Below are 21,796 nucleotides of genomic sequence, written 5' to 3' on the forward strand. Positions count from 1 at the left end.
AGTAGCTGGAAAGGCCGGATTTGATATGACGGAACTTGAAAATAGCAAAGGTGCCCGCCCACAGCGGATGCCTCGTGAGGCACGGCGTCAACAGCTATTGCAGGCAGCACACCGAGTTTTCGTAGCTCATGGATACCATGGCGCCTCCATGGATGAAATCGCTGAGGTGGCGTTGGTTTCAAAACCCGTGCTATACCAGCACTTCCCCGGCAAGCGCGAACTCTATCTCGCCCTACTGGACTCCCACTTGGCTGATTTCAGCAAGAAGCTCGAAGATGCCATCAGCTCGACAACCGATAACCGCCAGCGCGTGTTCGCAACCATCAACACGTATTACAGCTATATCAAGAGTGAATCTCAGGCTTACCGTCTCATTTTTGAATCAGATGTCTTGGCCGATCAGCTGATCGCTGGCCGCATTGAGCGCTTCAATAACAAACTGGCTTCTTCCATCGCGCGCGTTGTCGTCAAAGACACCGACATGAGTGAAGCCGAGGGCCTTCTGGCTGGTCGTGCACTGGCCGGATTGTCCCAGGTTTCCGCTCGATATTGGGCTTCCACCGATGATCCGGTAGACCAGGAAACCGCCGTTGATTTGATCTCGCGTTTAGCTTGGCGCGGAATTTCGCAGTTCCCCAAGGAAAACTAGCTAAATTAGTCTTCAGAGGACCCATACGGGACACCTAAATCGTTCGAGAGGATCAGCGACAATCATGGAAATCCGCATTGGCATTCAGAATGTAGCCCGCGAAGTTGTACTTGAATCCGAGCTCAGCAACGCAGAAGTCAACGACCTGGTCGCGAAGGCTATTGCCGACGGTAGCGTTTTGGCACTAAAGGATCCTAAGGGCCGCGAGGTCTTGGTGCCTTCCGCTGGCATCGCTTACGTTGAAGTTGGCCCAGAAGAAGTTCGTCGCGTCGGCTTCGCCCAGTAAAGCACAAACTTCGTTTGGCGCTCGGCGCCTGAGGTGAAATGGCTGGTATTCCGTTCTCGGGACACCAGCCATTTTTTGCGCCGTAATGGTGATTTACTTCACTAATTTGTGGTACTGCTAAAGGGTGACCCAACCACGAATTCGCAGCCCACGTCCAGCACCTACTCCAGACTTGGCCGAGCTGTTGCTCGGACTGGAAACCGAGTTTGACGTCCCTGCGCCCTTTGACCAGCAGACTCTTGCAGCTGCCGAGGCCGCCGTAGCCAACCTCGATTTGCCAGAGCATGACGCCACCAACATTCCATTCTTCACCATTGATCCCGAAGGTGCCACAGACCTAGATCAGGCGATGTATCTGGAAAAAGACGAGTCTGGCTATGTCGTCAATTACGCGATCGCTGATGTTCCCGCTTTTGTGGAACTAGGTAGCAAACTCGATGACGTTGCACGCCAGCGCGGTCAGACTTTCTACCTGCCACACCGCAAGATTTCTTTGCATCCCCCGTTAATCTCCGAAGATCAAGGCTCCCTCCTCCCGAATGAGGTCCGCCCGGCATTCCACTGGAGAATGACCCTTGATACCCAGGCAGCGCTAGTCAATGTTGAGCTGAGCAGAGCTCGTATAAAGTCACGGGCGCAGCTGGATTACGCGTCGGCTCAGAAGAGCTTGGATGGCTCCAGTAAAGATCAGCAACTAGAATTGCTCGCCGAGATTGGTGCACTACGAACACAGCAAGAACAGTCTCGTGGGGGCGCCTCGCTGACACTGCCCGATCAAGAGATAGAAGAGACATCTAACGGATACAAACTCGTAAGCCGAGTCCCTTTGCCCCTGGAAAATCACAACGCTCAGATCTCTTTGCTAACTGGCATCGCCGCGGCGCAGCTTATGCTCAAGGCAGGGGTCGGAATTCTTCGAACGATGCCCAAGCCCGAAGACAAGGCATTAACAGACTTCCGTACACAGACCCAGCTGCTTGGACACCCATGGGATGAGAAGACCAGCTACGGCCAGTACCTGCACACCTTGGATGTCAGCGATCCGAAACAACTGGTGATCATGCACCGAGCGGCATCGCTATTCCGTGGGGCAGACTATCAGGTCATCAATTCTCAGCCGGAGGAAGAACTCATCCAGGCGGCTTTGGCTTCACCCTACGCACATACGACCGCTCCACTGCGCCGCTTGGTGGATCGCTTTGTCCTTTTGACCTGCAGCATATTGACCGAAAATCAGAACATCCCTGACCAGCTGAGAACAGCATTGGAAGAGCTTCCCGAACTTATGCGCTCAAGCTCTGCAGCAGCCAATCGGGTCAACAAAGCTGCCCTAGATCTCATGGAGGCGGTTCTCTTACAGCACCGTGTCGGCGAAGAGTTCCAGGCCATCGTGGTGCAAGGTCAACGAGCCGACCCAGAATCTAAGGGGGCCAACGGGCAGCTTCAGCTGGTGGACTTGCCGGTCACCGGCAGCTTCTCCGGACCCGGCGAACCTGGCACCTTGGTCACCGCCAAGCTAGTGCTCGCAGATCCGACGAAGCGTCAGATTAGCTTTGAAATCGTGGTCCAAAACTCCTAACCCAAGGTTTTTGACTAAAACCCGCTATGCTTGGGCTATTAGAAAATAGGATGCCCGATCGCAATGGGCTGAGAAATAAAACAGTATCTTGGTGGCTTCCCAGCGGTCACCATCCCATAGGTGAATGAAATTCTCCTAAGTGAAACGACGCGATCGGCTCCGCTGGAATAGCACAGCACGTTGAGCTCACAACAACAAATGTTGCAGGTTCACCACACTGCTGGGCCCACATGAAACGAGAACATTAATATCGTGACTGACACGACTGTGGCAGCCGTAGCTGCCGAAACCCTAGATACCGAGAACGTCGAAGCTGCACCGCAGCAGAGCTTTGCTGACCTCAAGGTCCGTTCAGACATTGTCGCTTCCCTTTCAGAAGCCGGGATCGAATATCCCTTCCCCATCCAGGCACTCACCCTTCCGGTTGCTTTGGGTGGAAATGACATCATTGGTCAGGCCAAGACCGGTACCGGTAAGACCCTTGGCTTTGGTATCCCTGCATTGCAGCGTGTGATCCGAGAAGGCGACAAGGGCTACGAAGGTCTTGAATTCCCGGGTGCACCGCAGGCACTGATCGTCGCTCCAACGCGTGAGCTAGCCATTCAGGTTGGTTCCGACTTGGCGCAGGCGTCCAAGCACTCGAACATCCGCATCACCACCATCTACGGTGGCCGCCCTTACGAAGAGCAGATCAATGCCCTCAAGGCCGGCACTGACGTGATCGTTGGAACCCCAGGCCGTCTGATCGACCTGAATCGTCAGCGCGTGCTGAACCTTAAGCAGGTACGCACCGTTGTGCTCGATGAAGCTGACGAAATGCTGGATTTGGGTTTCCTTCCCGACGTAGAGCGTATCCTCGCTGCCCTGCCTCCTGTACGCCAGGCCATGCTGTTCTCGGCCACCATGCCCGGCGCTGTGATCACCATGGCTCGTCGTTACATGACCCGCCCGACCCACATTCGTGCGCAGGATCCGGGAGACGACGACTCGCTGACCAAGCGCAATATCCGTCAGCTGGTTTACCGCGCCCACAACATGGACAAAGACGAGATGGTTGCCCGCCTACTGCAGGCTGAAGGCCGTGGCAAGACCATCATCTTCACCCAGACCAAGCGTTCAGCGGCCAAGCTCTCTGACGAGCTCGTAGATCGAGGCTTCAACGCTGGTTCCTTGCACGGTGATTTGGGCCAGGGCGCTCGTGAACAGGCATTGAAAGCTTTCCGCTCCGGCAAGGTCGAAATCCTGGTTGCTACCGATGTCGCCGCCCGTGGTATCGATGTTGATGACGTTACCCATGTGGTCAATCTGCAGTGCCCAGATGACGAGAACACCTATCTACACCGCGTTGGACGTACCGGTCGTGCTGGCAATACCGGCACCGCGGTGACTTTTGTTGATTGGGATTCGGTTCCCCGCTGGTCACTGATCAACAAAGCTCTAGGGTTAAACGTTCCAGAGCCAGTGGAGACCTACTCCTCGTCGCCTCATTTCTTCACGGACCTGAACATTCCTAAGGGAACCAAGGGCCGCTTGCCACGAGCAAAGAAGGCTGCCGCTGCGGAAGGTGAAGGTTCAGAGCGTCGCGAAGATTCGCAGCGCACTCCTCGTCGTCGCAACAATTCACGAACCCGCACCCGTACCGTGAATGGCCAGCAACGCGAACAGCGCACAGAAAACAACGCCGGTAACGAGCAAGAGGGTTCACGTCACGGTCACTCCAAGGGCAAGCAGGACCGCCCGGCACGTGAGAACGAACGTCATCGCGAATCGCACCAGGCCAACGATTCCGCTCAAACGGGCTCAGATGCGCCGGCACAGGAACGTCGTCGCCGTCCGCGTCGTCGTACCCGTAGCACCGATGCAGGTGGACAGGACTAGTTTCTAGTCCCACCAGTTAGTTCGTTCTTCCGAAAGGAATCTAAGCCAGCGGTGCTTGCTCAACCCGAAGAATCAGCAATCCCTGAAACCGGAGCTGATGATGATTCATCATCAGCTCCGGCGACTGCCAATACCGTGTACCACGGTGACAATTTGAGTGTCCTCTCGGCTCTGCCCGAGCAGAGCTTCACATTGATCTATGTGGATCCTCCATTTAACACCGGACGCAAACAGACCCGTGCTCAGCGAACGATGGTCCGTGCTGCTGACGGTGAAGGTGACCGTACCGGTTTTCAAGGTCGGGCGTACAACACCGAGCTTGGTGCGGCCCGTTCCTATCACGACACCTTTGACGATTACCTAAGTTTCATTGAGCCAAGGCTGCGCGAGGCACACCGTCTCTTGGCGCAGGATGGAACCCTGTATGTGCACCTCGACTACCGCGAGGTTCACTACGTCAAAGTGCTCCTTGATGAGATTTTTGGCCGTGACAGCTTCTTGAATGAACTGATTTGGGCCTACGATTACGGGGCGCGAGCGAAAAATCGTTGGCCGGCGAAGCATGACACCATTTTGGTGTACGTGAAAAACCCGAAGTCGTATCACTTTGATTCTTCCGAAGTAGACCGTGAACCGTATATGGCTCCGGGTCTGGTGACTCCAGAGAAACGAGCCTTGGGGAAGCTACCAACCGACGTGTGGTGGCATACCATCGTTTCCCCGACTGGCAAAGAGAAGACTGGATACCCGACACAAAAGCCTGAAGGTATTTTGCGTCGTATTGTCTCGGCGTCTTCCCGTCCTGGCGATTGGGTACTGGACTTCTTTGCCGGTTCCGGTACTACCGGAGCGGTCGCCGGAAAGCTTGGACGCAAGTTTGTCTTGATTGATCAGAATACTGAAGCTATCGAAGTCATGCGTTCACGCTTGCCGGATACGACGTCCTACATCAAGGCCTGAGTACCGGTACTTTCCTGAATAATACGTTGTAGCATTTCCGGCTCGGTGACATTCTCACCGAGCCGGTTTACTTTTCCGGTTCCGTGGTAATCCGAAGATCCGGTGATGATCAGATTATTCTTGGCGGCAAGATCCAGAAGCCATTTTTTGCCTTCTTCGCTGTTGTCACGGTGGTGGATTTCCACTCCACCTAAACCTGCATCGATCATCTCGTAAAAGGTCTCGTTAGGTACAACTCGTCCGCGAAGCGACGCTTTGGGATGAGCAAATACTGGCACTCCTCCGGCCTCACGTACTAGCTGGACGGCCTTTGCTGGTCGAACGGCGGGGTGAGCCACGTAGTACTTGGAACGCGAGGACAAGATGTTCGCGAACGCTTCGTTGCGATTTTCGGAGACACCGGCAGCAACCAAAGCATCGGCAATATGTGGGCGCCCGATGGTTGCGCCGGGTTGGCAGTGCTCATTGACCAAGTCCCAACTGACCGGATAGTCCTCCGCCAATAGCTCCACGATGTGCTGGGCACGAATGATTCGAGCATTTCGCGATAGCTCAAGTTCATCCAGCAACGGCTGGTACGTCGGATCATGTAGATAGCTGAGCAGGTGAACACTTATCCCATTCGGATCCTGGCAGGTGATTTCCATTCCGGGGATCAATCCGACTCCCAGTTGCTTAGCTGCTTGCGCCGCCTCACTCCAGCCGGTGGTTTGGTCGTGGTCGGTCAGCGCCACCACATCCAAGCCAGCATCGGCAGCCGAACGGATCAATTCGGAAGGAGATTGAGTACCATCCGACACGTTTGAGTGGGTGTGCAGGTCAATTCGCATATTCCTAGATTATCCCTTGCGCTGATTCTTTGCTGGGACCGCGCAGTTGGTGACACACTGGGACTATGACCAATCAAGAATCACCTGCAGCAGGGACCAATCAGCCGTTGGAAGACCGAGTGAACAACCGTTCCCAGCGTCCAACGTCCAAGGCATTCCAAGAATTCATGGCTTCCTCATGGGCTACCGACAACTCGCAGTTGCCGGCACTAGATGCGGCCGCGTCGTACGCTGCGGCCCGCCGAGCTAAGCTCTCGGAAAACTTTGCCGGTGAGCGCATTGTTATTCCGGCTGGCCCGTTGAAGGTCCGCTCCAACGACACCGATTACCGCTTCCGTCCGCACTCGGCTTTCGCTCATCTCACAGGTTTGGGTGTCGATCATGAGCCGGATGCGGTTTTGGTCATGGAACCCACCGACGATGGCGCTGGCGAACACGGCAGCAGCCACGTATCTACCCTTTATTTCGCTCCAATGGCTGGACGCGACACCACCGATTTTTACCTAAATTCCCGTTCCGGTGAGTTCTGGGTTGGTCCGCGTCCGACGCTGTCGTCTCTCTCGGCGCGTACCGGTTTACCGACCGAGCCGTTGGAACAGTTGGAATTGGCTGTAACCAAGAATGCCGGACCGCAGGCACTGGGTGGCATCCGAATCCGCTTGTTGCGTGAAGTCGACATGAACATGGATGCTCTGGTTGATACTTCTCGGATCAATACAGCGCAGGATCTTGAAGCCAGCGATGCTTTGGATACCGAGCTATCTGAAGTCGTTTCAGAAATTCGTCTGATCAAGGATGAGTACGAAATTGCCGAGTTGCGTGGATCCGTCGCCGCGACCATCAACGGTTTTGAAGATGTTGTCCGTAACTTGGATAAGGCCACCGAACACCAGCGAGGTGAGCGCGTGGTTGAGGGCGCGTTCTTCGCCCGTGCCCGCCTTGAAGGAAATGAGTTGGGCTACGACACCATCGCGGCTTCGGGCAACAATGCCACGATCTTGCACTGGATCCGTAACAACGGCACTGTCTCCCCAGGTGAAGTGCTCCTGCTTGATGCCGGTGTAGAGGCAGAATCCCTGTACACCGCAGATATCACCCGATCGCTGCCCGTTTCTGGCAAGTACACCGAGGTTCAGCGCAAGGTGTATCAGGCAGTTCTCGACGCTGCTGACGCGGCTTTCGCAGCCGTGAAGCCAGGTCTGAAATTCCGTGACCTTCACCTGATCGCTACGCGCGTTTTGGCAGAGCGTCTTTCCGAGTGGGGCATCCTTCCTGTTTCGGTTGAAGAAGCCATGAGCCAAGAAGGTCAGCATCACCGTCGTTGGATGCCGCATGGCACCAGCCACCACTTGGGTTTGGACGTTCACGACTGCGCACAGGCTCGCGCAGAGCTGTACTTAGATGCCGAGTTGAAGGAAGGCATGGTCTTCACCATCGAACCTGGCCTGTACTTCAAGGATGAAGATCTGGCGATCCCTGAAGAGTACCGTGGTTTAGGTGTTCGCATCGAAGATGACATTCTGGTCACCGCCGATGGCGCCGAGAATTTGAGTGCCGCTCTGCCGCGTAACCCGGACGAGGTCGAATCATGGATGGCGAGTCTTCGCAGCTAAGTTTGTGAGCTAACGCTTAAACGCTGAGGGTCTCGGTGATATTGCATCTGTAATATCACCGAGACCCTCAAGTTCTTACTCTGAAGTTTTAGGCTTCCGAGTCATCATCTTTGGCTCGGTGTTGGCCTGACTGAGAAGAATTCACCGTTGGTTCAACGGTTGAAAGATCCTCATTAGTTTCGTTGCTTTCCGACTCAACTGGTGCCGATGATTCTTCGGTTGGCTTAGCAGTAGGCTCTGTTGCTGCTGCCGCTGGCTTCGGTTCGTTCACGCGCACACCATAGCGCGGACGTCCATCGGGCAAGTCAGGGAACTGCCCCTTACGCGACGTGGCAGTTTCTACGCCGGCTGGATCCTGAGTTGGTTGTGGCTGCATGTTATCTGCCACCGGCGTCTGCTGCTGTGATTGGGTCGGTGCCTGCTGAGCTGGCGCCTGGTGCACAGGAGGATGCTGCACTGGCTGTTGCTGTGCCGAACCCTGCTGCGGGCGCATAGGAAGCTTTGAAGCGAGCGCGCGGGCAGCCTGCGCCTGCTCAAAGTCCACAACAACATCAAAACTTGTCGCCACAAACTGGCTGGAGGAAGCGAAATCGCGCTTACCACGGCGCGTGGAATAGCTCACCACACCAGCGACCATCCAGATCGCCATGCCCAGGCCAATAGAGGACAGGATCTGGTACAAACCGTTTCCACCGCCGCCAAACAGCGAGAGGAGAAGACCGACAAATAGGCCCATCATGCCACCTTGAGCAGCACCGGCCAGTGCTACCTTCGGGTAGGAAAGCTTCGCGGTAACTCGCTCGACAGTGCGTACGTCATTACCAACAATGCTCACCGATGCAACCGGGAAGTCATTGTCCGCCAAATAATCAACGAGCTTCTGCGCGTCGAGGTAGCTGGTGTAACGTCCAAGCAGTTCTCCGCGAGGCAAACCGTTGGTGCTGATCGAATTTACTCTATGAGGCGAGGTCATATCTACATTGTGCACAGGTTTACTGTGAGCCTGCCTAGTTGTGAAGTAACTATCGCTGAGGGTGAAAGAAACAGTAGCTTCGCTGTGGCTTTGCACACCGCGATGAACAGTGGGACACGATAGTCTAGATAGGTGAGCGCACCAGTGTCTAAAATCTTCGTTGCCCGGCTCCTGGGGCTAGATGTCTTCGACCCCTTGGGCGACCGTTTGGGCCGACTACGCGATGTCGTCGTGGTTTCCCGCGGACCACAAAAGGCCGCGGCTTGTGTTGGTCTTGTGGTCGAGGTACCCGGCAAACGTCGAGTCTTCGTACCGATGACCCGCATTCAGTCTATGGAAGCCAACCAGGTGATCTGTTCTGGTCTGGTCAATATGCGTCGTTTCCAACAGCGCGGACAAGAGATCCTTGTTGTTGCCGAGATGTTTGACCGCACCATCACCTTTAACGACGGCTCAGGACGTGGTGTCATTGAGGATATTGGATTAACTCAAACCCGTCGCGGTGACTGGGAGATCAACGAGTACTACGTTCAGCGCGGCGTACCGACGTCCTCGCTGCTAGGTCTACGTTCACGCAAACGCGATAAGGTCTTGGTGTCTTGGCAAGATCTGCGCCATGGATCCCAGGAAGAACCACAGTCCGCTGACACCTTCGTGGCTACACACGATGAAATGAAACCCGCAGATTTCGCCGACGCACTGCATGAAATGAATGAGAAGCGTCGCCTGGAAATCGCTGCTCACCTGCAAGATGAACGACTTGCGGACGTGCTTCAGGAATTGCCGGACCGCGAGCAGGTTGAGATCCTCTCGGCCCTAGGCCTAGAGCGTGCGGCCGACGTGCTTGAGGAAATGGATCCGGACGATGCCGCGGACCTCTTGGCCGGTGTCGCCGAAGAAACCAAGCACCAGCTGTTGGACTTGATGAATGAGGACGAAGCCAAGGATGTTCGCCGTCTGCTGGCCTACCCAGAGGGTACCGCTGGTTCGGTGATGACTCCCGTGCCGGTCATTTTGACCCCAGAGTCCACCGTGGCTGAAGCCCTAGCGTCGGTTCGTTTAGAAGAGCTGAGTCCTGCGTTGGCTTCCACCGTGTACGTCGTGCGTCCTCCACTGGAGACGCCCACCGGACGGTACCTAGGACAGGTTCATATTCAGGCGCTGTTACGTGCAGCCCCTCCCGAACCCTTAGGTGACATTCTTGACACCGAACTTGAGTCGATGTCAGACCTGGCAGATATCTCCGAAGTCGTCAGGCATCTAGCAACTTATAACCTCACCAGCGTGGGTGTGACCAATAAAGAGGGTCGGCTCGTTGGAGCGATCACCGTCGATGACATTTTGGACCATATCCTTCCCGATGACTGGCGCTCTCAGGACTAAACGAGCCCCATCAATAGACAGATCAGCAGAGGAGTTCCAGCTATGGCTGAGCAGCGTAAGACAAATGGCCTGGACACCCCACTAGCAGCACGACAACGGTTCTGGCCCAAGTTCTCCCCCAATCCCGACCTTTTTGGTTCGGTGACGGAGAAGTTTGCCCGCTTCATGGGTACTCCTCAGTTCCTGCTGTACATGACGGTGTTCTGCGCCTTCTGGCTGATTTGGAACTCTGTGGCGCCTTTGAGCTGGCGTTTTGACGATGCTGCTATCGGCTTCACCGCGTTGACGTTGATGCTCTCCTTGCAGGCTTCCTATGCTGCTCCGCTGCTGTTGTTGGCGCAGAATCGTCAGGATGACCGTGACCGCGTCTCGCTGTCCGAAGACCGCGCCCGTGCAGAGCGTAACCTTTACGACACCGAATACCTCACCCGAGAGCTGGCGTCCCTACGCTTGGCACTTCGTGACGTTGCAACACGCGACTACGTTCGTTCCGAGCTTCGCAATGTTCTCGAGGAACTGTTGGAAACCACTGAAGGCGAAGAATTGCATCTTCGCGCCAAGAAAAAGAACAGCGCTAAGAACTCATCGCCACAGACCGGGCTGATGGAAACGGTTAGTGCCCAGCAGTCAAAGAAGCGGAAGTCCAACAACAAGTGAGCAATTCACCTGAACTGATTGAGGCTCTAGCCAAGGTCAATGACCCAGAGCTACGCCGCCCCATCACCGAACTAGATATGGTGGATTCCGCCCAGCTGGTCGGTAGTACCGCGCACGTCACGATCTTATTGACTGTTGCTGGATGCCCCATGCGTTCAACTATCGAAAAAGACGTGAGTACAGCAGCACTTAGCGTGCCAGGAGTCCATGACGTCCAGGTAACTCTAGGTGTCATGGATCCAGAACAACGTGCAGCCTTACGCGAACGCTTAGCAAGCCGACGAACACCGTTTTCTGACCCGCAGTCGCTGACTCGCGTCATTGCTGTAGCCAGCGGAAAAGGTGGTGTCGGAAAGTCCTCAATCACCGCCAATCTTGCCACGTTACTGGCTGCCCAAGGCTTGAAGGTTGGACTGATCGACGCAGATGTTCACGGGTTCTCTATCCCTTCTTTGATGGGCATTACGCAAAACCCGACGCGCATGGATGAGATGATCCTTCCGCCGGTGGCACATGGTGTGAAGGTCATTTCCATCGGCATGTTCTTGGATTCAAATCAGCCCGTGATTTGGCGCGGTCCCATGCTTCACCGCGCTCTGGAACAGTTCCTCTCCGATGTCTACTTTGGCGATTTGGACTACCTATTCTTAGACTTGCCCCCTGGCACCGGTGACATGGCGATCTCCGTATCGCAGCTGTTGCCCAACAGTGAACTGCTGGTTATCACTACGCCTCAATCCACCGCTACCGAAGTCGCAGAACGAGCCGGAACGATTGCCTTACAGACTAATCAAAAGGTCATCGGCGTAGTAGAAAATATGAGCTTCCTGCAATTGCCTGATGGCACACGCATGGAGGTGTTTGGCTCTGGAGGAGGGGCTAAACTCAGCGCTTCCTTGACCAGCCAGCTTGGTTATGGCGTCGAACTGCTGACGCAGGTTCCGTTGGAAGAATCGGTGCGAATCGGTTCTGATCAGGGAAAGCCTGTAGTGCTCAGTGACCCTACTTCACCCGCGGCCGCCGCTTTGGTGGATTTGGTCAGCAAACTAGTTCAGCGACCGCGCGGACTAGCCGGGCGATCGCTGCCAATGTCGTTCTAGGCGAAGGCTTTAGGTAGCTTCAGAATCAAAGGGAGCCGCTTCATTATCTGCTAGCGGAGCCTGCTTTTGCGTCTGGGTTTCGATGGCGGTTCGTACCGGAGCGGGCGCTACCTGCGTACTGGGCTTTTCCTTTGCTACGTTGACGGCGTCATCAAACTCAGCAATGAGAGCTTCTTTGATGATGCGGCGTGGATCGTATTGTCGGGGATCCAGCTTTTTCCAGTCAATGTCTGCAACTTCGTCGCCGACCTCTTCGCGCAGCTGCTCTTTGGCACCGTTGGCCATGCGCCGCACCTCTTTGACAAGGTTGGCAAGTTTTTTGGCATATTCAGGCAACTTTTCGGGGCCAAGAATGACTACCGCGAGCACTGCGAGAACAATGAACTCGCTACCATTGATTCCAAAAAGATCCACGTAAAAAGATTACCTTGTCTCGGACAAACTCACGAAGTCACCGCGCCACATGTCCTGTGACGCTCAGCCAACAGCAACGCTTAGTTTGCTGCGCGCAAACCTCGTGGAATCCTCGGTAGCGACATGGTCTTTGGCGGACGGTTGGCCGGGTTGCGGTGAGCCAGCGCATCACGGAGCATGGCCCTGCCTCGGTGAATTCGCGAACGAACCGTTCCAAGCTTTACGTCAAGAATGCGCGAAACCTCTTCATAGGAGAAACCTTCCATGTCGCACAGCACAATGGCCGCGCGGAATTCTGGAGACAATGAGCGCAAGGCTTCTTGAACGTCAACGTCAAGGTTGTTGAATTCGAAGTAGCGTTCGGGAGTGATCACACTGCCTGGCAGCCGCTCTTCGGCACCCTCTGCAAAAGCATCAAAACGGATTTTGCTTTTGCGGCGGGCCTGATCCAAGAAAATATTGGTGGTAATGCGGTGCAACCACCCACCCATGGTGCCTGGGGTGTACTTGTCCAAGGCTTTGAACGCGCGAACGAATGCTTCCTGGGATAGGTCTTCAGCATCTTGGCGGTTACCGGTCAGACGGTAGGCCAGTCGGAAAACTTGTTCGCCATGTTCTTGGACCATCTGGTCCCACGTAGGCGTCGTGGTTTCCTGTGCCGCAGAGGCAGAGACTGAATCACTAAGTACATTGTTCACTCTTCAAGTATGTGGCGACAAGCTGAGCTGAAGCTAAGAATCCCCTGCGGGAGAACTATCAAGCTGAACAACTTCGCTGTCCACGCTGGGTACGATTAGTAGTGGACGAAATCAGACAACCTTATTGAGGACCACTACCCATGCCTTCGATGAATCCAGAACTCTTTGCGAGCTGGACCTATGCTCAGAACCACGTCACCGAGCCTGAGCACGTGGCGCAGGTTCGTGAACGCGCAGAGGATTTAGGAGTGCGGTGCATCGATCCGGCAGGGCGGTCCATGTTGCAGTTGCTGTGCACCTTGCGTCGGCCACGTAGCGCGGTGGAGATCGGATCCGGAGTAGGAGTCGCGTCCTTGGCAATGCTTGAAGCCGTCGGCCCTTCCTTGACCCTGACTGCCATCGAGTCCGATTTAGAACATGCAAATGCCATGCGTCAAGGATTGCGAGAATCCGGTATCCCATTGGCGCGGGCGAGGATCATCAACGAACGTGCAGAAAATGTTCTCTCACGGCTAGCTGATCACGCCTACGATCTGGTGCTAATCGATGCTGGCGCAGAGCTACTACTTGAATATGTTGCCGAAGCTAAACGCATTGTTGGTGTCGGTGGTGTGATCATCCTGAACAATGCTTTTGACGATCACCGACTGGCCAAACCCGCCGTACGTCGTACCTCTACGGTAATGACCCGAGATGCTTTGCGAATGCTTCGCGAAGACCCACGGCTGCAGACGCACCTGTTCCCCAGCGAGCAGGGTTTGTTCGTGGCTACAGTGTTGCCACAGCCTACCGCTAAAACTCGCTAGAAATGCCAAAAGGACCGACGCTTTTGTCGGTCCTTTAGTACGATCGCTGCGGGCAATCAGGAAAGATTAGTCAGTGACTTTGAGCAGGCAATCACGTAGCTCAGTCGCTTCAGCGCTATTCAGCTCAACAACAAGCCGTCCCCCGCCATCAATTGGTAGGCGTAGGATGAGGCTCCGGCCCTCTTTGACAACTTCCATTGCTCCGTCGCCGGTGCGTGGCTTCATTGCAGCCATTAAGCTGTTCCCTTCGTCTGGGCTAACGAGCGTGACGAGCTTTTGCGTCACGCACTACCGCTTGCGTTGTCCATGCTCCACCGATATTCCCGGCTGAGTTGGGACTCTTATCTTCTATTATTACTAATTTTCGCTCGTGTCGCTAATCACACGCCGTGACTGCAGGTCACGAATCGTATTTTCAAGGCTAGTAATTTCTGCCGCAAGCACATCGAGAACTTCATCCACTTGATCGCATCGATAGCCACGCAACCCCAGCGAAAAGCGAACTTTGTCGATATGATCGGCGCGAGGATGCTCGGGCAGCAACACCGGTGGCAGTGACGCTTGATGCTCAACCAGGCCCACTACCGGTTCATTAGAAGATTCAAAGTGTCGACCGGTGCCGAGTTTTTTCCGCTGGTTTGAAAATAATAAGGCCACGGCACCAACCAACAGAAGTGCAATCAGGATCAATAAGAACGGCATGTACTCCCCTAGAGCGCGTCTTTCGAATCGGTCTTCTTCTTCCCTGCATTCAACACAAAGTCGACAGCCTCGTCGGGATCATCGGTCACCATGAACAGGTCCAAATCCTTGGGCGAGATCGCTCGTTCAGCAGCCAAGGTATTGGTCAGCCAATCGACGAGGCCACCCCAGTATTTGGTTCCCACCAAGACAATCGGGAAGCTGGTGATCTTCTGCGTCTGCACCAAGGTCAGGGCTTCGAAGAGTTCATCCAAGGTACCAAATCCGCCAGGCAGGACGATGAAACCCTGCGAGTATTTGACGAACATCGTCTTGCGAACGAAGAAGTAGCGGAAATTCAGCCCTTTGTTCACCGAGGAGTTCAGGCCGGTCTCGAAAGGAAGCTCGATGCCCAGACCAATGGAGATTCCGTCATTCTCCGCCGCACCTTTGTTAGCCGCTTCCATGGCGCCTGGCCCCCCACCAGTGATGGTGGTAATTCCAGCCTCGGCTAGTCGGGCGCCAATACGATACGCCATCTTGTAGTAGGGGCTCTGGGGATCTGTGCGTGCGGAGCCAAAAACTGCAATCGCTTCCCCGGTACCGGCTAGGGTTCCAAATCCGTTGACAAATTCAGATTGAATACGAAGAACGCGCCACAGATCGCTGTGCGTCACGTCTTCTTGCGGGCTCTCCAGAAGGTAGTGATCAAGCTGCTCGTCGGGACGCTTGCCGGGCCAGCTCGCTTCAATGTGGCGCGCTTGCCCTTCGCGAGCGTTCTTTTCACTCTTTCGCTGATGAACCATGACTTCACTCTATCCGTTATTGGCTAGCAATTCGGACTGTGTCGATGTACCAGCTAAGTGACAGTTTTGTAACAACTAGATGTGACTTGTTCGATGTGGCGTGTTGTGCCTCTCACATCCAGTAATGTCTTAGGTATGAACAGCGATCATCAGGCTCAGCCAGCAACATCGGACCCTATCGTCCAGTTGGCTGGAGTCAACAAGCACTACGGTTCGTTGCACGTGCTCAACAACATCAACCTCAACGTTTCAAAGGGCGAGGTTGTCGTGATTCTGGGCCCGTCAGGCTCAGGTAAATCAACGTTGTGCCGTGCCATCAACCGGTTGGAAACAATCGACGAAGGCACCATCAAGATTGACGGTCAGACTCTTCCTTCCGAAGGCAAAGCGTTGGCTAAACTCCGCGCGGACGTCGGAATGGTTTTCCAGTCATTCAACCTGTTTGCTCATAAGTCAATTCTTGAGAATGTGACTCTCGGTCCCATTCGGGTCAAGGGCATGAAGAAGGTTGCTGCCAAGGAATTGGCCATGCAACTACTTGACCGCGTTGGCGTCGCCAACCAGGCTTCCAAGCTCCCAGCACAGCTATCAGGCGGACAGCAGCAACGCGTGGCCATTGCCCGCGCACTAGCAATGAAGCCCAAGGTCATGCTCTTTGATGAACCGACCAGCGCTTTGGATCCAGAAATGATTAATGAAGTTCTGGACACCATGGTGGGCCTCGCTAAGGAAGGGATGACCATGCTTGTGGTCACCCACGAGATGGGCTTCGCCCGCAAGGCCGCTGACCGAGTGATCTTCATGGCCGATGGTCAGATCGTGGAACAAGCAACTCCTGATGAGTTCTTTACCAATCCACAGTCGGATCGCGCCAAGGACTTCCTCGGCAAGCTCATCACCAACCACTAATTTCATCACCCGCATCCAATAGGAGAAATCATGCGTAAGTCTCGTTTCGGTAAGGTCGCGGCAATGGCAGCAATCGCTGCTCTGGCTCTGACCTCGTGTGGCGGCTCGGACAGCGAAGCTGACGGCGACAAGATTCGTATCGGCATCAAGTTCGACCAGCCAGGTCTCGGTTTCAAAGATGGCGACAACTACACCGGGTTCGACGTTGATGTTGCAAAGTATGTAGCCAACGAACTGGGCTACTCAGAAGACAAGATTGAATTTGTTTCCGCTCCTTCGGCAAACCGCGAAACCATGTTGCAGAACAACCAGGTCGACATGATCTTCGCTACCTACTCGATCACCGATGAGCGCAACAAGGTTATCGATTTCGCTGGCCCATACTTTGTTGCTGGTCAGGATCTGCTGGTCGCTTCTGACTCCGACATCGACGGCCCGGAGGCCCTGAACGGCAAGAACCTGTGCTCGGTCACCGGTTCCACCTCGGCGAAGAAGGTCAAGGACAACTACGCTGAAGGAACTAACCTTCAGGAACTGCCAGGCTACGCAGAATGTGTCACCCAAATGAGTGGTGGCACCATTGACGCGGTGACCACTGATGACATCATCCTTGCTGGCTTGGCTGCTCAGCCTGCCTACAAGGGTAAGTTCAAGGTTGTTGGCAAGCCTTTCACCGAAGAAAAGTACGGTGTAGGTCTGCCAGACGGCACCGACAAGTGCAAGGCCATCAACGAAGCCATCACTAAGATGATTGATTCCGGTGACTGGAAGAAGGCTCTGGATAAGAACACTGAGGGTACCGGCTACACGCCAAACTCAAAGACCAATCCTCCAAAGCTCGCAGACACCTGCGCATAACAACACCAGATGCGGCGGAGGCCAAGGCGCTGTCTTGGCCTCCGCGGCATTATTGTTTTCCCGATGATCGACTTTTCAGTCCATCATTCCCATAGCCGCTTGGCCGCCTCACTGGCCATCGAGACAGAGGCTGACAGTGGAGAATTATTTATCCATATTCACTGAGTACAACATTCCCGGAGCTTTCTGGGTCAACATCCAATTAACGTTCTGGGCAGCGATCGGCGCGCTGGTGCTGGGTACCATTCTGGCGTTGCTTCGCATCTCTCCTGTGGCCAGCTTTCAAGCCATCGGTTCGGGCTACGTCAACTTGGTTCGCAATACCCCGCTGACCATTATTATCTTGTTCGCTGTTCTGGCACTGTACGGTCAGCTGGGCTTCACCCTTGGTGGAGACTTCCAAGCGAACTTCTTTAGGCTTTCGGTTCTGGGCCTTGCGGTGTATCACGCAGCATTTGTCTGCGAAGCAATTCGTTCCGGTGTTAATACTGTGCCGCTGGGGCAGGCCGAAGCGGCCCGCGCCATAGGTTTGGGATTCATGCCGGCAGCGCGACTGATCATTTTGCCTCAGGCCTTCCGCGGCGCCATTGTTCCGCTGGGCAATACCCTGATTGCTTTGATCAAAAACTCCACCGTGGCCGCCGTTGGTTCGGTAGCCACCGAGTCCTCTTCGGTGATGAAGTCGATGATCGAGTTCCGTGCCGACATCGTCATCCCGATCTTCCTAACCTTCGCAATTGGCTTTGTGATCATCGTGATCCCAGTTGGCCTATTGACGACTTGGCTGTCCAAGAAGCTGGCGGTGGCACGATGAGCGCATCAATTCTCTTTGATACACCCGGTCCGAGGGCCCGACGACGGATCCTGATCATCAACATCATCGGGGCGCTTATTGCCTTGGGGGTCGTGGCTTGGATCTTCTTCGGTCTGGCAGGCAAGGGCCAGATGAAGCCAGAGCAATGGGATGACTTCGTTCAGGCAAGCACGTGGAAGAACTACCTCTGGCCCGGTTTGGTCAACACCTTGAAGGCTGCCATCTTGGGCATCGTTGGTTCGGTGATTTTTGGTTTAGTCTTCGGCGTGGGTCGCTTATCGCAAAACAAGCTCATCAACGGTCTGTGCACTGTTGTGGTGGAGTTCTTCCGCGCTGTTCCAGTGCTGCTGATGATCGTGTTCTTCAACGTCTTCTTCGCCCGTTCTTTGGAGCTCCCCGGTGACACTGCGTTGTGGGCTGTGGTCGCCGCGTTGATCTTCTACAACGGTTCCGTTGTGGCAGAGTTGGTTCGCTCCGGTGTACACAACTTGCCTAAGGGCCAGCGTGAGGCTGGCATTGCCATTGGTCTAACCCGTGGAATGTCACTGCGTCATATTGAGATTCCGCAGGCTCTGGTGGCTATGTTGCCAGCACTGATTGGCCAGTTTGTCGTGATCTTGAAGGACTCGGCGCTTGGCTACATCATTAGCTTTAATGAGCTCTTGTTCTTCGCGCGCACCTACTCCTCGCCTAACGGTAACGTCCTGCAGGCATTGATTGTCACCGCCGTGATCTTTATCTTGATCAACTTCACCTTGAGCAAGATTGCCGAGCTGGTTTCAAAGCGTTTGAGCAGTCGCGTGAAGAAATCCAAGAACGCGGCGGCTGAGCTAGTTGGTGCACCAGCCGGGGCTCTGGCTGCCGGTGGCGCTGACAACGCGGATGAGGGTCCGAACGATCCTCGCGCCTAAGTAAGTATCAGAACCTAAAATGCTCTCCTCGCCCATTGGCGAGGAGAGCATTTTTGTGTGCTGAATTATCTACGACGACTAGCTCAGCCAGGCCCGGAGCGATTCAAGGCAGACACGAATGTCTTCCTGAGCTACGTGCTCATCATCGCTGTGTGCCAGAAGGGCGTCGCCTGGACCAAAGTTCACCGCTGAAATCCCTAGGGCGGAGAAACGTGAGACGTCGGTCCAACCATATTTTGGTTTTGGATCCTGACCAAGAATCTTGATCAGATCCGCAGCAATCTCTTGATCTAGTCCAGGCTTGGCGCCTTCAGCACCGTCGGTCCGTTCAATCTCGAAGCCTTCGAAGAGTTCAAAGACCAGAGCCTCAGCCTGAGCCAATGATTTATCCGGTGCGAAACGATAGTTGATCTCAACTTCGCAGTAGTCAGGAATGACGTTTCCTGCAATGCCTCCGTTGATCCTCACCGCGTTCATGCCTTCGCGGTAGTCCAGTCCTTCAACGGTGATAGTTTGTGGCTGGTAATCGGCCAAACGCTGCAAGATTGGGGCAGCGTCGTGAATGGCATTATGTCCCATCCATGCCCGGCCGGAGTGAGCCGCTTTGCCATGAGTCCTAACGACGAAACGGCTGGTTCCGTTACAGCCGCCTTCGACCGTCCCGTTGGTTGGCTCTAACAAGATGGCGAAGTCTGCTTCGAGAAGTTCAGGACTATTTCGTACCAGTCGTCCGAGTCCGGACTTGGCAGCTTCCACTTCTTCATGATCATAAAAGACGTAGGTGACGTCATACTTCGCGTTGGTGAGCTGTGCGGCAAGGGACAGCTGCACTGCTACCCCGCCCTTCATATCCGTGGCGCCTCGGCCATAAAGAATACCGTCAATCACCTGTGCTGGAACCGTGCCCTTAGCACCTTCGGTGCGCGGCAATGGAACGGTGTCCAGGTGGCCCGCCAGCACCACTCGACGCTCGCGGCCAAAATTAGTGCGCGCGACGATAGCGTCTTGATCACGGTGAACTTGCAAATGCTCCAGCTTCAACAAGGCCTCATGTACCTTATCGGCGATCATTTGTTCGTTGCCGGAGACAGATTCAATGTTCATAATCTGTTCGGTGAGCACTGCGACGTCCTGTCGCAGGTCCAATTCATTCACGGTATTCACAGTCCTACGTTTCTAGCTTCACTAGCCTGTCATCTATCAACGTTACCCGGGGTAACAACGATACGATCAGTGTATGACTTCAGAAACTGTGACTACTTCCAGTGACTCCTCCGTACGTTTGGCATCCGGCCATGGCCTTGCCACCATCGCAGCAGACGGCACCGTGCTTGACGTCTGGTACCCGGCTCCCCTGCTGGGTGAACTAGAAGAGGCCGACTCATTGCCTCGCGAGCTCGCCGCTGCCGCACAAGATGATGCTGCTCGTGGCACCACTCAGAAGGTGGTCTCACTGACTATCGACCTAGACGTGGCTCCAGCAGACACCGCCGATGTGTGGCTGCGACTGCATGTCCTCTCCCACCGTTTGGCTCAGCCGAACTCGATCAACCTCGACGGCATCTTTGGACATCTGGCCAACGTTGTATGGACCAACTTCGGCCCATGCCAGGTGGAAGGCTTTGAAACCACCCGCTTGAAGTTACGTTCACGCGGCTCGGTCACCGTATACGGCGTGGACAAGTTCCCACGTATGGTCGACTACGTCATGCCAACCGGTGTGCGCATCGCAGATGCTGACCGTGTCCGTCTGGGAGCTCATCTGGCTGACGGTACCACCGTCATGCACGAGGGCTTCGTTAACTTTAATGCCGGCACCCTAGGCACTTCCATGGTTGAGGGTCGAATTTCCGCATCGGTCGTCGTAGGCAACGGCTCGGATGTTGGTGGTGGCGCCTCGATCATGGGCACCCTTTCCGGTGGCGGCAAGGAACGCATCGTCATTGGCGAGCGCGTACTACTGGGCGCCAATGCGGGTGTCGGCATTTCCATCGGAGACGACTCCGTGGTTGAAGCCGGCCTCTACGTCACGGCAGGTACTCGCGTTTTGTTGGGCGACAAGCAGGTGAAGGCTCTGGAGCTTTCCGGGGTTCCGAACTTACTCTTCCGCCGTAACTCGATCACCGGTGCTGTCGAAGCATTGGCCCGCGCAGGTCAGACCGTAGAGTTGAACAGCGCCTTGCACGCTAACTAACTTTCCCGCTCCGGCGAGCAATGAACGGTGAAGGTGACGGAACTAAATTCCGTCACCTTCACCGTTTTTGATTTTCCTCGATTCTTACGATTCAGGAAAAATGACGGTAACCATCGGCTGAATAAAGCCATGGAATGCGCCAGAGTCTTTCATCAAGGACGTGCTGGCCACGATAGTGCCAGGTCCAGCAAGCCATGCTCTGGGCTCATCAAGGGGTACATCGATGAGCTTGATCGCACCAGTTGTGGACCTCGTATGATGCTCGGTGGAGTGATCGTTGATGATCCGTTCCAGTTCGTCGAGTCGATGCGGAACATAGGCTGGTGAATGTTGCTCAAAAAGTTGAGCGTACTGTTGAGCAAATACCGTTGCTTGTCCGTAATGGGCATGCGCGAGTTTAGCCAACGCTGGAAACCCTGCAGCGTCTAATCTTTCGTGCAGTGGCTGATGCACAACTGATTGGTCTGTGTCGTCATCTGCAGTGAGCGTACCCCACCACGCGCTCCACTCTTGTTTAAACTGTCCGTGCGACGAATCTGCACCATTGCGATTCTTGATCGTTGAGGACAACCGGGAGTTCGGTCCAGCCTCCGCTGGGTCAACTCCTCCTAACTCTCTCAAGTACAAAGCCATCAACATCGTTTGATCAGTTTTGACGGCCAACGACCAGTTATTTCCACGACGAAAGTACATGCGTACCACCTGACTTTTGGGCATACCCTCGCGGTCTTAGAGTCAAAGGATACTCCCGTGGTAACGCATAAAACAGCCTAAGACAGACAAGGGGTCCATCCTCC

Annotated in this window: 24 protein-coding genes; 15 read left to right on the forward strand and 9 right to left on the reverse strand. The window is 54.8% G+C overall.

The window, feature by feature from the left end:
• Window positions 1-25 precede the first annotated feature (25 nt).
• The 5 genes from FJV47_RS02370 (at window position 26) to FJV47_RS02390 (ending at window position 5,352) form a co-directional block, all read left to right on the forward strand.
• Window positions 26-649 (forward strand): TetR/AcrR family transcriptional regulator, encoded by a 624-nt coding sequence (locus tag FJV47_RS02370; RefSeq protein ID WP_159609656.1) that lies wholly within the window; start codon window positions 26-28, stop codon window positions 647-649.
• Window positions 650-713: 64 nt separating this feature from the next.
• Window positions 714-935 carry a DUF3107 domain-containing protein gene (locus tag FJV47_RS02375; protein ID WP_159609658.1) on the forward strand — a complete coding sequence of 74 codons (222 nt, stop codon included), beginning with the start codon at window positions 714-716 and terminating at the stop codon, window positions 933-935.
• A 124-nt stretch (window positions 936-1,059) separates the two neighbouring features.
• Window positions 1,060-2,514 carry an RNB domain-containing ribonuclease gene (locus FJV47_RS02380; protein ID WP_159609660.1) on the forward strand — a complete coding sequence of 485 codons (1,455 nt, stop codon included), beginning with the start codon at window positions 1,060-1,062 and terminating at the stop codon, window positions 2,512-2,514.
• A 252-nt stretch (window positions 2,515-2,766) separates the two neighbouring features.
• Window positions 2,767-4,392 carry a DEAD/DEAH box helicase gene (locus FJV47_RS02385; RefSeq protein WP_159609662.1) on the forward strand — a complete coding sequence of 542 codons (1,626 nt, stop codon included), beginning with the start codon at window positions 2,767-2,769 and terminating at the stop codon, window positions 4,390-4,392.
• 51 nt (window positions 4,393-4,443) lie between these two features.
• Window positions 4,444-5,352 carry a site-specific DNA-methyltransferase gene (locus tag FJV47_RS02390; protein ID WP_159609664.1) on the forward strand — a complete coding sequence of 303 codons (909 nt, stop codon included), beginning with the start codon at window positions 4,444-4,446 and terminating at the stop codon, window positions 5,350-5,352.
• Here FJV47_RS02390 and FJV47_RS02395 read toward each other — a convergent pair.
• Complete coding sequence (locus FJV47_RS02395; protein ID WP_159609666.1) at window positions 5,337-6,182, reverse strand: PHP domain-containing protein; 846 nt, start codon at window positions 6,180-6,182, stop codon at window positions 5,337-5,339. The genes FJV47_RS02390 and FJV47_RS02395 overlap by 16 nt on opposite strands.
• 65 nt (window positions 6,183-6,247) lie before the next feature.
• Between FJV47_RS02395 and FJV47_RS02400 the strand changes: the two genes are divergently transcribed.
• Window positions 6,248-7,795, forward strand: a complete 1,548-nt coding sequence (locus FJV47_RS02400; RefSeq protein ID WP_159609668.1) for an aminopeptidase P family protein — start codon at window positions 6,248-6,250, stop codon at window positions 7,793-7,795.
• A gap of 88 nt (window positions 7,796-7,883) precedes the next feature.
• Here FJV47_RS02400 and FJV47_RS02405 read toward each other — a convergent pair whose 3' ends face one another.
• A complete protein-coding gene (locus FJV47_RS02405; RefSeq protein WP_159609670.1) occupies window positions 7,884-8,768 on the reverse strand; it encodes a general stress protein in 885 nt (294 codons plus the stop codon).
• A gap of 132 nt (window positions 8,769-8,900) precedes the next feature.
• On the opposite strand from FJV47_RS02405, the gene FJV47_RS02410 reads away from it, so the two are divergent.
• Genes FJV47_RS02410 through FJV47_RS02420 form a run of 3 tightly spaced genes read left to right on the forward strand, consistent with a single transcriptional unit; the run spans window position 8,901 to window position 11,908 of the window.
• Entirely contained in the window at window positions 8,901-10,151 is a 1,251-nt protein-coding gene (locus FJV47_RS02410; RefSeq protein ID WP_159609672.1) for a magnesium transporter MgtE N-terminal domain-containing protein, read from the forward strand.
• A 42-nt stretch (window positions 10,152-10,193) separates the two neighbouring features.
• Window positions 10,194-10,808: a DUF1003 domain-containing protein gene (locus FJV47_RS02415; protein WP_159609674.1), complete on the forward strand. Its 615-nt coding sequence runs from the start codon at window positions 10,194-10,196 to the stop codon at window positions 10,806-10,808.
• Window positions 10,805-11,908 carry an Mrp/NBP35 family ATP-binding protein gene (locus FJV47_RS02420; protein ID WP_159609676.1) on the forward strand — a complete coding sequence of 368 codons (1,104 nt, stop codon included), beginning with the start codon at window positions 10,805-10,807 and terminating at the stop codon, window positions 11,906-11,908. Before FJV47_RS02415 ends, FJV47_RS02420 begins: the two co-directional genes overlap by 4 nt.
• Window positions 11,909-11,917: 9 nt before the next feature.
• Here the strand turns inward: FJV47_RS02420 and FJV47_RS02425 are convergent, their stop codons facing one another.
• Both FJV47_RS02425 and sigE read right to left on the reverse strand, forming a co-directional pair.
• Complete coding sequence (locus FJV47_RS02425) at window positions 11,918-12,322, reverse strand: sec-independent translocase (RefSeq protein WP_159609678.1); 405 nt, start codon at window positions 12,320-12,322, stop codon at window positions 11,918-11,920.
• 80 nt (window positions 12,323-12,402) lie between these two features.
• Complete coding sequence (gene sigE / locus FJV47_RS02430; RefSeq protein ID WP_159609680.1) at window positions 12,403-13,020, reverse strand: RNA polymerase sigma factor SigE; 618 nt, start codon at window positions 13,018-13,020, stop codon at window positions 12,403-12,405.
• A 140-nt stretch (window positions 13,021-13,160) separates the two neighbouring features.
• Here sigE and FJV47_RS02435 point away from each other — a divergent pair, with 140 nt between their 5' ends.
• Window positions 13,161-13,826 (forward strand): O-methyltransferase, encoded by a 666-nt coding sequence (locus FJV47_RS02435; protein ID WP_159609682.1) that lies wholly within the window; start codon window positions 13,161-13,163, stop codon window positions 13,824-13,826.
• Between the two features lie 66 nt (window positions 13,827-13,892).
• Here FJV47_RS02435 and FJV47_RS02440 read toward each other — a convergent pair whose 3' ends face one another.
• From FJV47_RS02440 to FJV47_RS02450, 3 genes are all read right to left on the reverse strand, one after another.
• Window positions 13,893-14,060 (reverse strand): DUF3117 domain-containing protein, encoded by a 168-nt coding sequence (locus tag FJV47_RS02440; RefSeq protein ID WP_159609683.1) that lies wholly within the window; start codon window positions 14,058-14,060, stop codon window positions 13,893-13,895.
• 123 nt (window positions 14,061-14,183) lie between these two features.
• Window positions 14,184-14,528: a DivIVA domain-containing protein gene (locus FJV47_RS02445; RefSeq protein WP_159609685.1), complete on the reverse strand. Its 345-nt coding sequence runs from the start codon at window positions 14,526-14,528 to the stop codon at window positions 14,184-14,186.
• Window positions 14,529-14,536: 8 nt separating this feature from the next.
• Entirely contained in the window at window positions 14,537-15,313 is a 777-nt protein-coding gene (locus FJV47_RS02450; RefSeq protein WP_159609687.1) for a TIGR00730 family Rossman fold protein, read from the reverse strand.
• A 177-nt stretch (window positions 15,314-15,490) separates the two neighbouring features.
• On the opposite strand from FJV47_RS02450, the gene FJV47_RS02455 reads away from it, so the two are divergent.
• The 4 genes from FJV47_RS02455 (at window position 15,491) to FJV47_RS02470 (ending at window position 18,805) form a co-directional block, all read left to right on the forward strand.
• Window positions 15,491-16,222, forward strand: a complete 732-nt coding sequence (locus FJV47_RS02455; RefSeq protein ID WP_200831935.1) for an amino acid ABC transporter ATP-binding protein — start codon at window positions 15,491-15,493, stop codon at window positions 16,220-16,222.
• Between the two features lie 30 nt (window positions 16,223-16,252).
• Window positions 16,253-17,080 (forward strand): glutamate ABC transporter substrate-binding protein, encoded by an 828-nt coding sequence (locus FJV47_RS02460; RefSeq protein ID WP_159609691.1) that lies wholly within the window; start codon window positions 16,253-16,255, stop codon window positions 17,078-17,080.
• 136 nt (window positions 17,081-17,216) lie between these two features.
• Window positions 17,217-17,894 carry an amino acid ABC transporter permease gene (locus tag FJV47_RS02465; protein ID WP_159609693.1) on the forward strand — a complete coding sequence of 226 codons (678 nt, stop codon included), beginning with the start codon at window positions 17,217-17,219 and terminating at the stop codon, window positions 17,892-17,894.
• A complete protein-coding gene (locus FJV47_RS02470; protein WP_159609696.1) occupies window positions 17,891-18,805 on the forward strand; it encodes an amino acid ABC transporter permease in 915 nt (304 codons plus the stop codon). The genes FJV47_RS02465 and FJV47_RS02470 overlap by 4 nt, the downstream gene beginning before the upstream one ends.
• A 78-nt stretch (window positions 18,806-18,883) precedes the next feature.
• On the opposite strand, the gene dapE is transcribed toward FJV47_RS02470, so the two are convergent.
• Window positions 18,884-19,960, reverse strand: a complete 1,077-nt coding sequence (gene dapE, locus FJV47_RS02475; protein ID WP_159610071.1) for a succinyl-diaminopimelate desuccinylase — start codon at window positions 19,958-19,960, stop codon at window positions 18,884-18,886.
• Between the two features lie 82 nt (window positions 19,961-20,042).
• On the opposite strand from dapE, the gene dapD reads away from it, so the two are divergent.
• Window positions 20,043-20,999 carry a 2,3,4,5-tetrahydropyridine-2,6-dicarboxylate N-succinyltransferase gene (gene dapD / locus FJV47_RS02480; protein ID WP_159609698.1) on the forward strand — a complete coding sequence of 319 codons (957 nt, stop codon included), beginning with the start codon at window positions 20,043-20,045 and terminating at the stop codon, window positions 20,997-20,999.
• A gap of 84 nt (window positions 21,000-21,083) precedes the next feature.
• On the opposite strand, the gene FJV47_RS02485 is transcribed toward dapD, so the two are convergent.
• Entirely contained in the window at window positions 21,084-21,692 is a 609-nt protein-coding gene (locus tag FJV47_RS02485; RefSeq protein WP_159609700.1) for a hypothetical protein, read from the reverse strand.
• Window positions 21,693-21,796: the final 104 nt, after the last annotated feature.

The organism is Glutamicibacter sp. JC586 (genome assembly GCF_009805585.1).
In the GTDB taxonomy this organism is placed as follows: domain Bacteria; phylum Actinomycetota; class Actinomycetes; order Actinomycetales; family Micrococcaceae; genus Glutamicibacter.

Bases quoted from the DNA above. Each gene is read 5' to 3' on its own strand.
- FJV47_RS02370 (WP_159609656.1), top strand. From the start codon at position 26: ATGACGGAACTTGAAAATAGCAAAGGTGCCCGCCCACAGCGGATGCCT.
- FJV47_RS02375 (WP_159609658.1), top strand. From the start codon at position 714: ATGGAAATCCGCATTGGCATTCAGAATGTAGCCCGCGAAGTTGTACTT.
- FJV47_RS02395 (WP_159609666.1), bottom strand. From the start codon at position 6,182: ATGCGAATTGACCTGCACACCCACTCAAACGTGTCGGATGGTACTCAA.
- FJV47_RS02400 (WP_159609668.1), top strand. From the start codon at position 6,248: ATGACCAATCAAGAATCACCTGCAGCAGGGACCAATCAGCCGTTGGAA.
- FJV47_RS02405 (WP_159609670.1), bottom strand. From the start codon at position 8,768: ATGACCTCGCCTCATAGAGTAAATTCGATCAGCACCAACGGTTTGCCT.
- FJV47_RS02415 (WP_159609674.1), top strand. From the start codon at position 10,194: ATGGCTGAGCAGCGTAAGACAAATGGCCTGGACACCCCACTAGCAGCA.
- FJV47_RS02435 (WP_159609682.1), top strand. From the start codon at position 13,161: ATGCCTTCGATGAATCCAGAACTCTTTGCGAGCTGGACCTATGCTCAG.
- FJV47_RS02440 (WP_159609683.1), bottom strand. From the start codon at position 14,060: ATGGCTGCAATGAAGCCACGCACCGGCGACGGAGCAATGGAAGTTGTC.
- FJV47_RS02445 (WP_159609685.1), bottom strand. From the start codon at position 14,528: ATGCCGTTCTTATTGATCCTGATTGCACTTCTGTTGGTTGGTGCCGTG.
- FJV47_RS02450 (WP_159609687.1), bottom strand. From the start codon at position 15,313: ATGGTTCATCAGCGAAAGAGTGAAAAGAACGCTCGCGAAGGGCAAGCG.
- FJV47_RS02460 (WP_159609691.1), top strand. From the start codon at position 16,253: ATGCGTAAGTCTCGTTTCGGTAAGGTCGCGGCAATGGCAGCAATCGCT.
- FJV47_RS02470 (WP_159609696.1), top strand. From the start codon at position 17,891: ATGAGCGCATCAATTCTCTTTGATACACCCGGTCCGAGGGCCCGACGA.
- dapD (WP_159609698.1), top strand. From the start codon at position 20,043: ATGACTTCAGAAACTGTGACTACTTCCAGTGACTCCTCCGTACGTTTG.
- FJV47_RS02485 (WP_159609700.1), bottom strand. From the start codon at position 21,692: ATGTACTTTCGTCGTGGAAATAACTGGTCGTTGGCCGTCAAAACTGAT.